This is a genomic window from Rhizobium sp. CB3090, assembly GCF_029714285.1.
In the GTDB taxonomy this organism is placed as follows: domain Bacteria; phylum Pseudomonadota; class Alphaproteobacteria; order Rhizobiales; family Rhizobiaceae; genus Rhizobium.
The window spans coordinates 1,410,631-1,422,733 of sequence record NZ_CP121662.1 but is presented as its reverse complement, the minus strand read 5'-3'; the positions used below and the strand labels follow the sequence as shown (position 1 = coordinate 1,422,733).

The following is a 12,103-nucleotide window of genomic DNA, read 5'->3' as shown; positions in this document are numbered from 1 at the left end:
TTGCGTAACGCTCTAAGGAAAGCGGCGGCTGACGAAGCACGAGCCGGCGGCGCCGAAGCGCCATAGCGGCTCGACGTTCTTCGTAATCCCGATCCGCTTGCCGGCGACCAGCGGTATCGGCTCAGCCAGGGTAATCTCGAAGGGTGCCGCGTCCAGCGCCAGCCCGTTCATGCCGATATCCACGCCCAAGGCCTGCGCGAGCTTTCCCGGGCCGTTGCAGAGATTGACGAAGTCCGCAACACCGCGCCGACCGACCATGTCCGCGATGCCACTCTCCGGCTCCAACGCCCGGATGAGCACGGCGCTGGCAGCTTCGCAGACGAAATTCAGGCACCAGTGAATGCCATAGGACCGGTAGATATAGACACGCCCCGCCGGACCGAACATCGCCGCATTGCGCGCCGTCGGTCCGCGAAAGCTATGGGACGCCTCGTCATCGGGCCGATAGGCCTCCGTCTCGACGATGCGACCGCCGGCACCGGCGACCGTGAGGCGAGCGCCGATCAGCGCGGAGGCAACGGTAACCGCATCGCGGGAAAAGAAGGCCGTGAGGGCGGGGCCAGTCAAAGGCTCGGGGCCGATCGATAGGGGCTGGTCGTTGAGCGTCATAGGCGAGGGTGGTGTCCTTTTGATTATTCGATGCGCAAGGCTCTCATATCTCGAGAATCTTTGTCGCTGAGATCATAGCCGATTGGGTTTCACCGCATCGATCTGTATCATTTCTTTATGCGGGTTCAGAAACGAAATGTTCTCTGATAGGGAAGGGACATGTGAGACTCGGACTGGAAGAAAATGGCTGCGCGGGATCGATATTCAAGAAAGCTCGAATGCTCTCGTTGTGGCAATAGCGGTTTTGCCGAGGTCTCGGAGGACGACAATCCTCGACGGGAGACCCCTGGTTTTCTCGTAGACGAAATGCCGGCGGGCTTTTCCGACGAACGCAAATCGAACGACCCGGCGAAATACATGATCCGCTGCCGCTGCGGCAGCGTGTTCCCGTTCAAGCAAAAGTCTCACTATGCGCCTGGCGGCGAGCCGAGGAGATAGTGGCATCATCTACGTGAGCGAATTCGTTGGACGCAGAGTTCGATCAGGCCGGTTGACGCTCCGGCCCGAATAGCTGTAAAGCCAGCCGACCACATATACTGAAGCGCTACGCTTCAGCGACAGGAAGAGTGTCCGAGTGGTTTAAGGAACCGGTCTTGAAAACCGGCGTGCGGGAAACCGTACCGTGGGTTCGAATCCCACCTCTTCCGCCAAAAAATCAATGAAATCAGATTCTTACATATGATACCGCATACATGCCGCCTACGGTGATTGATGCAGTTTCACCGGGGAACGGACCACAATTATTCTGCGGCTGCCAAAGCTTCATAATCTCGCGACGCATTTTCGATTGCATCGAGACAATTCAAGAGGGCGACCATATCGCAAGCTTCCGGCCAGCCCATGCCACTTAATGCGACATCGTCTAGATTTGCGGGCTCCGTCGTCACTCCATCCACCACCAGCCAAGTGCCTCCGACATCATGCCGCAGATTATAGCGCCGCATCATTAACTCCTCCGATCGGACGGCGACCCTAAACATATCGACGTATCTTTGAAATCCATAAAATTAAAAATCACTAACATGGCTGTTCTGCTCGCCATTTCCGCAGGATAGAGCCGCACGACGACGTTCAAGGGCCTCCATCAGTGAGTCAATTTTAGTCACTCATTAACCATAATCTTCAGAAATATCCGTTTCCGCTCAAATCCGATCGCAAATTCGACAACATGCAATCATGATTAAAGTACCGTTAGGTGATTGAGGCGTAGCAGGGTACCGGTTGAGGGATATGCCGGTGCATGCCTTGCCATAGTAATTTGATTAACGGCGTGGGACAGATGAAATTCGATAATCGTGCGGTGACATACGCAACGGGTATGCGTTGGTTTGCTCTCTCTCTGATGTGCGCCACTGTTACCGCCTGCGGAACCTCGCAGCAGGTTGCGACGAAGCGTCAGCACGGCAAGGAATATTTCTCCGAAAAAGAATACGGCGTTAAGGCGAGCCCGCGGGTGGCCTTCAACGGACCGATCCCGAAGGGTGGCGGGCGGTTCATGGTTGGCAATCCCTACCAGGTCAAGGGCAAGTGGTATTATCCCAAGGAAGACTATACCTATAACAAGGTCGGCATCGCTTCCTGGTACGGCTCGGCCTTTCACGGACGCCTGACCGCAAACGGCGAGGTCTATGACCAGCAGGCGCTCACCGCCGCGCATCCGACCTTTCCGCTGCCGAGCTACGCGCGCGTCACCAATGTCGAAAACGGCTCCTCCATCATCGTGCGCGTCAATGATCGCGGGCCCTATCATCCTGGCCGCATCATCGATCTTTCCAACAAGACGGCGCAGATGCTCGACCTTCAAAACAGCGGCACCGGCGACGTGCGCGTGCAATATGTCGGCCGCGCCCGTATGGACGGCCATGACGAGCCCTATCTGATGGCTTCCTACATTCCGAAGGGCTCGCGCCTGCCGAGCATCAACCCTGGCGGCCAGATCGCAACCGGCGTGATGGTCGCTTCGAACGGCGGCATAACTGCCGATCAATTGCCGGATTCGGATAGTGTCCGGCCGAGCCGCCAGCAGCGCAGTTTCAACGTGACGCCGGCACTCGCGCCGGTTCCGCGGCAGTCGCCTTATTCGGTCACCGCCTTCGCCGGCTCGACGCCAACATCCTACAACAGCAACAAGCGCAACAATCCGCCGCCGATGACTTGGAACGGCGGCGCCATGCCGTCGGTCGATCCTGTCGAGCCGACGATGGTCGTGCTGCCGCAAATCGGCCCCATTCCCTACGAGCGTCCCGATTTCGCACCTGGCATGGCAAGCCTCAATGCGCCGTCGCTGACCTCCGCGGTTGCTGCCTATCAGGAAGCGCCGGTCAAGACTGTTTATGTCGATCTCGCTTTCGATGCTGTCATGGTGCGCAATGACGGGCTGACGCAGGAGTCGATCCTCTCGGCCTATCACCGTCAGCATCAAGCTCAAACGCAGGTCGATTGATCGGCGTCATTGCCTGAATCTTCACCCCTGGCTAATATGATTTCGGGGTCGATCGGATTGGGGAGCCGGCATGTTGAGACGCCTCTTTTTCGCGTTTTCCTTCTTCCTTATCGGGATCGAGTGCCTGCCGGCCGTCGCGCAACAGGCGGGATCGCCTGCTTTCGAGACCAAGGCCGCACAGGCCTTCATGATCGAAGCCTCCACCGGCACGATCCTGCTTGCCAAGGATGAGAACCAGCCGATTTCACCGGCGTCGCTTGCCAAGCTGATGACCCTGGATGTCGTCTTCGATGCGGTCGGGCGAGGGGAGATTTCGCTCGATACGGAGTATCCCGTTTCCGAAAATGCCTGGCGCAAGGGCGGTGCACCGTCTCGCACATCGACCATGTTTGCCGCGCTGAAATCGCACGTGCGCGTCGGCGACCTGATCCAGGGCGTCGCCGTGCAGCAGGCCAATGACGGCTGCATGATCCTCGCCGAGGGCATTTCAGTCAGTGAAATGGAATTCGCCCGGCGCATGACGGCACATGCGCGTGAAATCGGCATGCCGAAGGCGGTCTTCACCAATTCCACCGGCCTTCCGGATCCCGACGATCAGAATGGCGGCAGCAAGGTCTCTGTGCGCGAGCTGGTGACGCTGGCGCAGGACCTGCAGGCGAAGCATTCCGATCTCTACAAATATTTCGGCCAGGCGGATTTTACCTGGAACAAGATCTACCAGCGCAACCGCAATCCGTTGCTCCTGCTGAACATTGGCGTCGACGGCCTCGGTACCGGCTTTGCGGAAGGCGAGGGCTATTCGATCGTCGCCTCCATCCAGCGTGACGGCCGGCGGCTGTTCGTGGCGCTCGGCGGCTTGAAATCGGACAAGGAACGTACAGAGGAAACCCGCCGCGTGCTGGAATGGGGCCTCAGCAACTTCAAGAGCCAGCGCGTCTTTGCCGATGGCGAGGTGATCGGCGATGCCAGCGTCTATGGCGGCGCGCAGTCGACGGTCGGCCTGCTCGCCAAGATGCCGGTCGATGTCTATGTGCCGCTCAACAATCCCGATCGCCTGTCGGCCCGCATCATCTATCGCTGGCCGCTGACGGCGCCCGTCGCTGCCGGCTACGAAGCAGGAACGCTTCGCGTCTTTTCCGGCGCGCGGCTGCTGCGCGAATTGCCGCTTTATACAAAGAATGCAGTCGCGCAGGGAACGCTCAGCCGCCGCGCCTTCGATGCCTTCATGGAGTTGACGGAATCGCTGCTGTTTTCCTGGCTTTGGGACACGCCGACGCCGACCTGATTGTTTCCCGCCTCATGAAATCCACTGTTTACAGCCTATATAGAATATCAGGCTCAAACAGTTTGCGTGGTTTCGCGGGCATGCATCTTGGGTTAAACAGGGCATAGGTGACGCTACGGCAAAAAAGCGAAAAACAAGTGCAGGACATGATCATTGGCTGATGCAACCGGATTGTTCGTGAGCTTTGAAGGCGGGGAAGGGGCCGGCAAATCGACCCAGATTCGCCGTCTGGCGGAGCGGTTGCGCGGGCTTGGTCATGACGTCTTGGTGACGCGAGAACCGGGCGGCTCGCCGGGGGCAGAGGCGGTTCGGCACGTGCTGCTTTCGGGTGCAGCCGAAATGTTCGGCACGCGCATGGAAGCAATCCTGTTTGCCGCTGCGCGCAACGATCACGTCGAAGAGGTCATCCGCCCGGCGCTTGCGCGCGGAACTATCGTGCTTTGCGACCGATTCATGGATTCCTCGCGTGTTTATCAGGGCATAACCGGCAATCTCGAACCTGATTTCATCGAGGCTTTGCAACGCGTCGCGGTCAACGGCGTGGTGCCGGACTGCACGCTGATCCTTGATATTCCCGCCAAGATCGGCCTGGAGCGTGCCCGCAAGCGCGCTGCTGCCGCACCGGATCGCTTCGAAAAGGAGGAAATGGAGACGCATGAGAAGCGTCGGGAGGCCTTTCTCGATATTGCGGCGCGCGATCCCGGCCGCTGTCACGTCATCGATGCGCAGCGCTCCGAAAATGACATTGCTGATGAAATCGCCAGCATCGTCGAAGAGCGCCTGACATCAGCAGACGGTATGCCAACCGTCAGACCGGAAGTGGCGCAATGAGCGAAGAGCGGCCAGGGGTTCTCGACGGTGCGATTGCGCCTCAGGATAATATTAGTCTCTTTGGTCATGAGGATGCAGAAGCCTTCCTGGCGCAATCCTATTGCTCGGGCAAGGGGCACCATGCCGTTCTGATCGAGGGACCGGAAGGCATCGGCAAGGCGACGCTCGCCTTCCGCTTTGCCAATCATGTCCTGTCTCATCCCGACCCCGCCACAGCGCCCAAAATGATCGGCGACCCCGATCCGGCTTCCGCCATCAGCCGGCAGATTTCCGGCGGTGCCTCGCACAATCTGCTGCATTTAACCCGTCCGGTCGACGACAAGACCGGCAAGGTAAAGTCCGCGATCACCGTCGATGAGGTTCGTCGCGCCGGCAAGTTCTTTTCGCAGACCTCCGGCACCGGCAATTGGCGCATCGTCATCATCGATCCGGCCGACGATCTCAACCGAAGCGCCGCCAATGCCATACTGAAGATCCTCGAGGAACCGCCGAAGCGGGCGCTGTTCCTGGTGCTGTCGCATGCGCCGGGCAAGCTGCTGCCGACCATCCGCTCTCGCTGCCTGCCGCTGAAGCTGGCGCCGCTCAGCGACGATGCTTTGGGGAAGGCGCTCGGGCATCTCGGTATAAGTCTGCCGCCAGGGCAGGGCGCGGATTTGCTTGCAGCGGCCAAGGGGAGCGTCAGCGAGGCCCTGAAACTGCTGAACTATGGCGGCGGCGAGATCGTTGCGGCCTACGAGCAGGTCATCTCAACGGATGGGCCTGCAGCGCGCCGGGCAATGCATCGCCTCGCCGATGCCTTATCGGCCAAAGAAAGCGACACGATCTTCGGCTTCTTCGTGTCCCATATCGGTGAAGACATCATGGCGCGGGCGAGGATGGCTGCGCTGGATGGACGCCTCACCGTGGCGGAAAGACTTGCCCGCCTCTATTCCGACGTTACCGAGCGGCTTAGCGTATCGAAGGCCTATAATCTCGATCGCAAGCAGACGATCATCACGATTCTCGGCGATCTCAAGCAGCAGCTTTCCGTTTAAGGAAAGAGTAATTTCCAGGCGACGATCATCAAAGTGACGGCCAGGAATAACCGGATCAGCCGTTCATGCAAGCGCGGCGCCAGCAGGCTGCCTGCGACGATGCCCGGAATCGAGCCAAGCAGCAATGCAATCAGCATTGCCCAGTTGATCTCGCCGATGAACCAATAACCCATGCCGCCGATCAAAGTCAGCGGCACGGCATGTACGATGTCCGTGCCGACGATCTCACGCACATCGAGATGCGGATAGAGCACCAAAAGCACGGTGACGCCAAGCGCGCCCGCGCCGACGGACGTCATGGTGACGAGCGTGCCGAGCATAAGGCCAAGGACGAACGTCAGCAGCGCAACGGTGCGCGGCGTCAATGTCCCGCGCTCGCCGCGCCATTTACGGATTACGCTCAGTACCTGGCCGCGGAAGATCAGCATCAATGACGTCAGAAACAGCAGGCAGCCCAGGGACAAAGTGATCGTATGGGCAACCGCCGGGCTCTCGCGATTGACGCCGGCCATGATCCACAGCATCGCGAGCGAGGCGGGCACGCTTCCGGAGGCGAGCAAGCCCACCACTTTCCAGTTCACCCGTCCGTGGATGCCATGAACCGCAGTGCCGGCGGTCTTGGTGATCGCTGCATAGAGAAGATCGGTGCCGACGGCGGTGGCCGGATGCACGCCGAACAACAGGACCAGCAACGGCGTCATCAACGACCCGCCGCCAACGCCAGTGATGCCCACCAGCATGCCGACGAAGAAACCGGAAAAGGAGTAGAGCGGTTGGAATGAAGCGAGAAAACTCAAAGCCACGGCCCTTTCAAGCCGTTGGACGGGCTGCTAAAAATGGAAATGGATTTCACGGCGGTCCCTGTCCTGCTCTTTGGTTTTCTGAAGGGGTAAAGCCGAGGTGAGATCGAGTCAAGCGAGGGACGCCCACAAAGCAAGGAATGCTGCGTGCGCGAAACTTGATGTTTCGCTCCTGGCAAACATGCGCTAAAGCGAGCGAGTGCAAGAATAACAATGACGAAACCGTAAACCGGACCATTGCCTGATATGACCGACAAGACCCCGTTCTACATCACCACCGCGATCGCTTACCCCAATGGCAAGCCGCATATCGGCCATGCCTATGAGCTGATTGCCACCGACGCGATGGCGCGTTTCCAGCGGCTGGACGGGCGCGACGTCTTTTTCCTGACCGGCACCGACGAACACGGCCAGAAGATGCAGCAGACGGCGCGCGCCGAGGGCCTGACGCCACAGCAGCTCGCCGATCGCAATTCCGATGAATTCCAGGCGATGGGCAAGCTGCTGAATGCATCCAATGATGACTTCATCCGCACGACACAGCCGCGCCACCACAAGACCTCGCAGAATATCTGGAACCTGATGGCCGATGCCGGGGATATCTACAAGGATTCCTACGCCGGCTGGTATTCGGTGCGTGACGAAGCCTATTATCAGGAAAACGAGACAGAGCTTCGCGCCGATGGCGTCCGCTACGGCCCCCAGGGCACGCCGGTCGAATGGGTGCAGGAGGAAAGCTACTTCTTCAAGCTCTCGGAATATCAGGACCGCCTGCTGAAGCACTACGAGGAGAACCCGGATTTCATCGGTCCGGCCGAGCGCCGCAACGAAGTGATCTCTTTTGTCAAATCAGGCCTCAAGGACCTGTCGATCTCGCGCACGACGTTCGATTGGGGCATCAAGGTGCCGAACGACCCGGCGCATGTCATGTATGTCTGGGTCGACGCGCTGACGAACTACATCACGGCAACCGGCTATATCGAAGACCGGAACAATCCGCGGGCGAAATACTGGCCGGCCGATATTCACATCATCGGCAAGGACATCATTCGCTTCCACGCCGTCTACTGGCCGGCTTTCCTGATGTCGGCCGAGCTGCCGCTGCCGAAGCGCGTCTATGCCCATGGCTTCCTGCTCAACAAGGGCGAGAAGATGTCGAAATCGCTCGGCAACGTCGTCGATCCGGTCAATCTGGTGAACCATTTCGGCCTCGACCAGGTGCGCTATTTCTTCCTGCGCGAAGTTTCCTTCGGCCAGGACGGCAGCTATAGCGAAGAGGCGATCGGCACGCGTATCAACTCCGACCTTGCCAATGGCATCGGCAATCTCGCCAGCCGCTCGCTGTCGATGATCGTCAAGAATTGCGACGGAAAGATCCCGGAACCCGGTGTGCTGACCGAGGAGGACAGGGCATTGCTAGCTCAGGCGGATGCGCTGCTGGCGTCCACCCGCGAGGACATGGGCAAGCAGCTCATTCATCGCGCGCTTGCTTCGATCATTGCCGTCGTCTCCGAAAGCGACCGCTATTTCGCCGGCCAGGAGCCCTGGGCGCTGAAGAAGACCGATCCGGCCCGTATGGCGACTGTGCTTTACGTCACCGCCGATGTCGTGCGTCAGATCGGCATTCTCCTGCAGCCCTTCATGCCGGAATCTTCGGCCAAGCTGCTGGATCTGATCGCCATACCCGCCGATAAGCGCGACTTCGCGGCGCTCGGCGAGGCCGGCCGTCTCGTTGCCGGAACGCCGCTAGAAGCTCCGAAACCGGTCTTCCCGCGCTACGTCGCGCCGACTGCCGAATAAGGTTTTCCATGCTGATCGATACGCACTGCCATTTGGATTTTGCCGACTTCGAAGAGGAACGCGACGCGATCGTTGCGCGGGCCCACGAGGTTGGCGTCAAACAGATGGTCACCATCTCGACCAAAGTCAGGAAGCTCGACGGGCTGCTGGCGATCACCGAACGCCATCCGTCGGTTTTCTGCTCGGTCGGCACGCATCCGAACAGCGCTGATCAGGAGCTGGATATCCAGACGGAAGATCTCGTGCGGCTGGCAAAACAGCACGAGAAGATCGTCGCAATCGGCGAGGCCGGGCTGGACTATTTTTACGACACGGTGAAGCCTGAGGATCAGAAGACCGGCTTCCTGCGCCACATCGCGGCTGCGCGCGAAACGCAATTGCCGCTGGTCATTCACAGCCGCAGCGCCGACGAGGACATGGCCGCGATCCTAACCGAGGAAACGGGGAAGGGGGCCTTCCCCTTCATTCTGCATTGCTTCTCCTCCGGCCCGGCCCTCGCCCGCACCGGCGTCGAGCTCGGCGGCTATATTTCCTTCTCCGGCATTCTCACCTTCCCGAAATCCGAGGAGCTGCGCGAGATCGCCAAGACGATCCCGCATGACCGGCTGCTGGTTGAGACCGACGCGCCGTACCTTGCGCCCAAACGCTGGCGCGGCAAGCGCAATGAGCCATCCTATGTGGTGAATACGGCCGAGGTGCTGGCCGATACGATCGGCGTCAGCATGGATGAGATCGCTGTAGTTACCACCGAGAATGCGTTCCGCTGCTTCTCCCGCATGACGAGGGTCTGACCGCGTGACTCACCGGCGGCGCTTCACCATATTGGGCTGCTCGTCGTCGCCGGGCGTGCCGCGCATTACCGGCGATTGGGGCGCTTGCGATCCGAAGAACCCGAAAAACCGGCGCACGCGCTCTGCCTTCATGATCGAACAGATCGCACCGGATGGCGGCATTACCACCGTCGTCATCGACACCGGACCGGATTTTCGCGAGCAGATGATCCGCGCCGGCGTCGGGTCCATCGACGCGGTGCTCTATACGCATGCCCATGCCGACCATATCCACGGCCTCGACGACCTCCGCGGCTTCTTCCACAATTCGCATGAGCGCATTCCGATTTATGCTGACCAGACGACCATGGACCGCATCCGCGAGGGCTTTGGCTATTGTCTGGAAACGCCGCCGGGCAGCAACTATCCGCCAATCGTGCGTCCGATCATCATCGAAAGCCTCGACAAAAGTTTCACAGTCGAGGGGCCGGGCGGCCCGATCACCTTCTGGCCGCACAAGCAGCAGCATGGCGACATCCACTCGCTTGGCTTTCGCATCGGCAACCTTGCTTATTGCAGCGATATCAGTGACTTCCCGGCAGAATCTGTGGAGCGAGTTCAAAACCTCGACGTCCTGATCATCGATGCGCTGCAATACCGGCCGCATCCAAGCCATCTCTCGCTGGAGCAATCGCTTGCCTGGATCGAACGGCTGCAGCCACGGCACGCGATCCTGACGCATATGCACACACCGCTCGATTATGCGACCGTGCTTGCGGAAACACCCGACAATGTCGAGCCGGCCTACGATCAGATGCGGATCGAACTCGATGTGGAGGAGGAGGATCTATGAGCGAGGATAGCAAGAAGCTTTCAAGCCTGGAGCGCGTCGAACTGGCAGCTCGCAATCTCGGCCTGGATATAACCATCAAGCGCATGGAGCAATCGACCCGCACGGCCGAAGAAGCTGCCAAAGCGGCTGGGTGCGCCGTCGACCAAATCGTCAAATCGCTCGTCTTCGTCAATGCGGAGACTCACGGCTTGACGCTGCTTCTTGTTTCCGGCGCGCACAATGCCGATACGGCATACATTGCGACCACTTACGGGCTGCGCCTGAAGCGCGCCGACATAGACCGGGTTCGCGACGAAACCGGCTTCGCCATCGGCGGCGTAGGTCCGATCGGCCATCGTGTGAAGCTGCCGGTTTTCATTGACGAAAGTCTGTTGAACTATGATCAGGTCTGGTGCGCAGCGGGACGGCCGGACAGCATCTTTGCCTGCGATCCTAGAACCTTGGCGGAGAAGGTCAGAGCCAAGATTATCCGCGTAAAGCCGGTTTGAGGTGAGCTTAGCTCGCCTCCTAATATGGGTTTTGGTTCCATAATCTATCTTATCTGACTTTCGTGTGTAGCCGGGGTGGCTTCACTTTGGAGATTTTGGCCTGCCCCGCCGCTATTCGCAATTGACCCTGATCGGCGTCGCCTTCTTAGATTGATTGAACAGCTACCAGTAACGGCGGCTTGGGACTTCAATCGCCTGGCAGGCCCCTCACGCTTCCAAGGCCATGACGACAATCCAGGCCTGCCATTTGGCCCCGGGGATTTTCAGCAGTGGAATGTCGATCTGCTCGCCGACGGCTCGGATCGCGGAGCCAAGCGGGCTCCTGCGAAACGGAATGGAGGCAAGCGTGGCAAGCGCGAAGAATTGCAAATCGCACTTCGAGAAATGCTTGCGCACGATCTCGAAGTCGGATTTCAACAGAGGATGTTCGTCGACCGTGCGCGCCGTGGGTGTCCAGTTGCGATAGAGATTGATCACAGGGTTGTGGCCGAGCGGCTCGAAGAAGAAGGCCTTGCCGCCCGGGCGCAGCACACGCCGGATCTCGCCAAGCGCTTTTTCCAGGACGAGATGGTGCAGGATGCCGCTGCCGAAGACGACGTCAAACCCCGCCGACGGCAGATTCATGTCTTCCGCATTGTCGACCTGAAACGTCACGTTGCTGATTCCGCGGCGAACCGCCGCATTCGTGGCCTGCTGAACAGCAACGTCCGAAATGTCGATACCAGTGATCCGTTTGGCGGAGTGCGCAAGACCGATGCTGCTCATGCCGTTCGAACAGCCGTATTCGAGCACATCCTTTCCGGAGCAGGCAGCCCTGACCAGCCGCCAATAGATGTCCACAGCGGGCTTGGCGGCGAAATAGAACGAGTCCTGCTTGCGTTCTTCAACAGCACCGAAACGTTCATTGTGAAAGTCGCGCTCACGCGTCAAACGCGCATCATGGGTCATCCCGGTTTCCTCCCAGCTTGACCTAATGCGTCAAAGTATTTCCAAGGTCCTTAAAGGGGCATCAGACCAGCCGCAGCCAATGGTGGATGGATCCTTGGTTTTCGGAGGATACCACAACTAGGATCAGATATCCCAGCCCATTATGGATTCACTGTGGGGCGTTGATCCTAGGGGACGCCAAAAGCGCAGAGAATGAAGGGATTCCACAGTGAATATAAGATCGTACATTTGCGCAAACGAAC

The 12,103-nt window shown here is 59.2% G+C and carries 13 protein-coding genes and 1 tRNA gene; 10 read left to right on the top strand and 4 right to left on the bottom strand.

Features of this window, described 5'->3' with window-relative positions; genetic code table 11:
• Positions 1 to 12 precede the first annotated feature (12 nt).
• The gene (locus QA646_RS06940; protein ID WP_283058300.1) at positions 13 to 609 is read right to left on the bottom strand and encodes a DNA-3-methyladenine glycosylase; all 597 of its coding nucleotides are present in this window, start codon (positions 607 to 609) and stop codon (positions 13 to 15) included.
• Between the two features lie 183 nt (positions 610 to 792).
• Between QA646_RS06940 and QA646_RS06935 the strand changes: the two genes are divergently transcribed.
• The gene (locus QA646_RS06935) at positions 793 to 1,047 is read left to right on the top strand and encodes a hypothetical protein (RefSeq protein ID WP_283058299.1); all 255 of its coding nucleotides are present in this window, start codon (positions 793 to 795) and stop codon (positions 1,045 to 1,047) included.
• Between the two features lie 122 nt (positions 1,048 to 1,169).
• Positions 1,170 to 1,259: transfer RNA gene (locus QA646_RS06930), tRNA-Ser, on the top strand.
• A 90-nt stretch (positions 1,260 to 1,349) separates the two neighbouring features.
• On the opposite strand, the gene QA646_RS06925 is transcribed toward QA646_RS06930, so the two are convergent.
• Entirely contained in the window at positions 1,350 to 1,553 is a 204-nt protein-coding gene (locus tag QA646_RS06925; RefSeq protein WP_283058298.1) for a hypothetical protein, read from the bottom strand.
• A gap of 335 nt (positions 1,554 to 1,888) precedes the next feature.
• Here QA646_RS06925 and QA646_RS06920 point away from each other — a divergent pair, with 335 nt between their 5' ends.
• The 4 genes from QA646_RS06920 to QA646_RS06905 all read left to right on the top strand — a co-directional run bounded on the left by QA646_RS06920 (position 1,889) and on the right by QA646_RS06905 (position 6,202).
• On the top strand, positions 1,889 to 3,052 hold the full coding sequence (locus QA646_RS06920) for a septal ring lytic transglycosylase RlpA family protein (protein ID WP_283058297.1): 1,164 nt from the start codon (positions 1,889 to 1,891) through the stop codon (positions 3,050 to 3,052).
• Positions 3,053 to 3,122: 70 nt separating this feature from the next.
• A complete protein-coding gene (locus QA646_RS06915; protein WP_283058296.1) occupies positions 3,123 to 4,337 on the top strand; it encodes a D-alanyl-D-alanine carboxypeptidase family protein in 1,215 nt (404 codons plus the stop codon).
• Positions 4,338 to 4,490: 153 nt separating this feature from the next.
• Positions 4,491 to 5,168 carry a dTMP kinase gene (gene tmk / locus QA646_RS06910; protein WP_283058295.1) on the top strand — a complete coding sequence of 226 codons (678 nt, stop codon included), beginning with the start codon at positions 4,491 to 4,493 and terminating at the stop codon, positions 5,166 to 5,168.
• Positions 5,165 to 6,202 (top strand): DNA polymerase III subunit delta', encoded by a 1,038-nt coding sequence (locus tag QA646_RS06905; protein ID WP_283058294.1) that lies wholly within the window; start codon positions 5,165 to 5,167, stop codon positions 6,200 to 6,202. Before tmk ends, QA646_RS06905 begins: the two co-directional genes overlap by 4 nt.
• Here the strand turns inward: QA646_RS06905 and QA646_RS06900 are convergent.
• A complete protein-coding gene (locus tag QA646_RS06900) occupies positions 6,199 to 6,999 on the bottom strand; it encodes a sulfite exporter TauE/SafE family protein (protein ID WP_283058991.1) in 801 nt (266 codons plus the stop codon). The two genes, QA646_RS06905 and QA646_RS06900, sit on opposite strands and share 4 nt — an antisense overlap.
• Before the next feature lie 249 nt (positions 7,000 to 7,248).
• Here QA646_RS06900 and metG point away from each other — a divergent pair, with 249 nt between their 5' ends.
• The 4 genes from metG to QA646_RS06880 are packed head-to-tail and all read left to right on the top strand — an operon-like array spanning position 7,249 to position 10,913.
• A complete protein-coding gene (metG, locus tag QA646_RS06895) occupies positions 7,249 to 8,802 on the top strand; it encodes a methionine--tRNA ligase (protein ID WP_283058293.1) in 1,554 nt (517 codons plus the stop codon).
• Between the two features lie 8 nt (positions 8,803 to 8,810).
• Entirely contained in the window at positions 8,811 to 9,593 is a 783-nt protein-coding gene (locus QA646_RS06890) for a TatD family hydrolase (protein WP_283058292.1), read from the top strand.
• Positions 9,594 to 9,597: 4 nt separating this feature from the next.
• The gene (locus QA646_RS06885; RefSeq protein WP_283058291.1) at positions 9,598 to 10,425 is read left to right on the top strand and encodes an MBL fold metallo-hydrolase; all 828 of its coding nucleotides are present in this window, start codon (positions 9,598 to 9,600) and stop codon (positions 10,423 to 10,425) included.
• Positions 10,422 to 10,913 carry a YbaK/EbsC family protein gene (locus QA646_RS06880; RefSeq protein ID WP_283058290.1) on the top strand — a complete coding sequence of 164 codons (492 nt, stop codon included), beginning with the start codon at positions 10,422 to 10,424 and terminating at the stop codon, positions 10,911 to 10,913. Before QA646_RS06885 ends, QA646_RS06880 begins: the two co-directional genes overlap by 4 nt.
• A gap of 207 nt (positions 10,914 to 11,120) precedes the next feature.
• Here QA646_RS06880 and QA646_RS06875 read toward each other — a convergent pair whose 3' ends face one another.
• Positions 11,121 to 11,861 carry a class I SAM-dependent methyltransferase gene (locus tag QA646_RS06875; protein WP_283058289.1) on the bottom strand — a complete coding sequence of 247 codons (741 nt, stop codon included), beginning with the start codon at positions 11,859 to 11,861 and terminating at the stop codon, positions 11,121 to 11,123.
• Positions 11,862 to 12,103: the final 242 nt, after the last annotated feature.

Coding starts and splice junctions, on each gene's coding strand:
- QA646_RS06940 (WP_283058300.1), bottom strand. CDS start 609: ATGACGCTCAACGACCAGCCCCTATCGATCGGCCCCGAGCCTTTGACT.
- QA646_RS06935 (WP_283058299.1), top strand. CDS start 793: ATGGCTGCGCGGGATCGATATTCAAGAAAGCTCGAATGCTCTCGTTGT.
- QA646_RS06925 (WP_283058298.1), bottom strand. CDS start 1,553: ATGCGGCGCTATAATCTGCGGCATGATGTCGGAGGCACTTGGCTGGTG.
- QA646_RS06920 (WP_283058297.1), top strand. CDS start 1,889: ATGAAATTCGATAATCGTGCGGTGACATACGCAACGGGTATGCGTTGG.
- QA646_RS06915 (WP_283058296.1), top strand. CDS start 3,123: ATGTTGAGACGCCTCTTTTTCGCGTTTTCCTTCTTCCTTATCGGGATC.
- QA646_RS06905 (WP_283058294.1), top strand. CDS start 5,165: ATGAGCGAAGAGCGGCCAGGGGTTCTCGACGGTGCGATTGCGCCTCAG.
- metG (WP_283058293.1), top strand. CDS start 7,249: ATGACCGACAAGACCCCGTTCTACATCACCACCGCGATCGCTTACCCC.
- QA646_RS06890 (WP_283058292.1), top strand. CDS start 8,811: ATGCTGATCGATACGCACTGCCATTTGGATTTTGCCGACTTCGAAGAG.
- QA646_RS06880 (WP_283058290.1), top strand. CDS start 10,422: ATGAGCGAGGATAGCAAGAAGCTTTCAAGCCTGGAGCGCGTCGAACTG.
- QA646_RS06875 (WP_283058289.1), bottom strand. CDS start 11,861: ATGACCCATGATGCGCGTTTGACGCGTGAGCGCGACTTTCACAATGAA.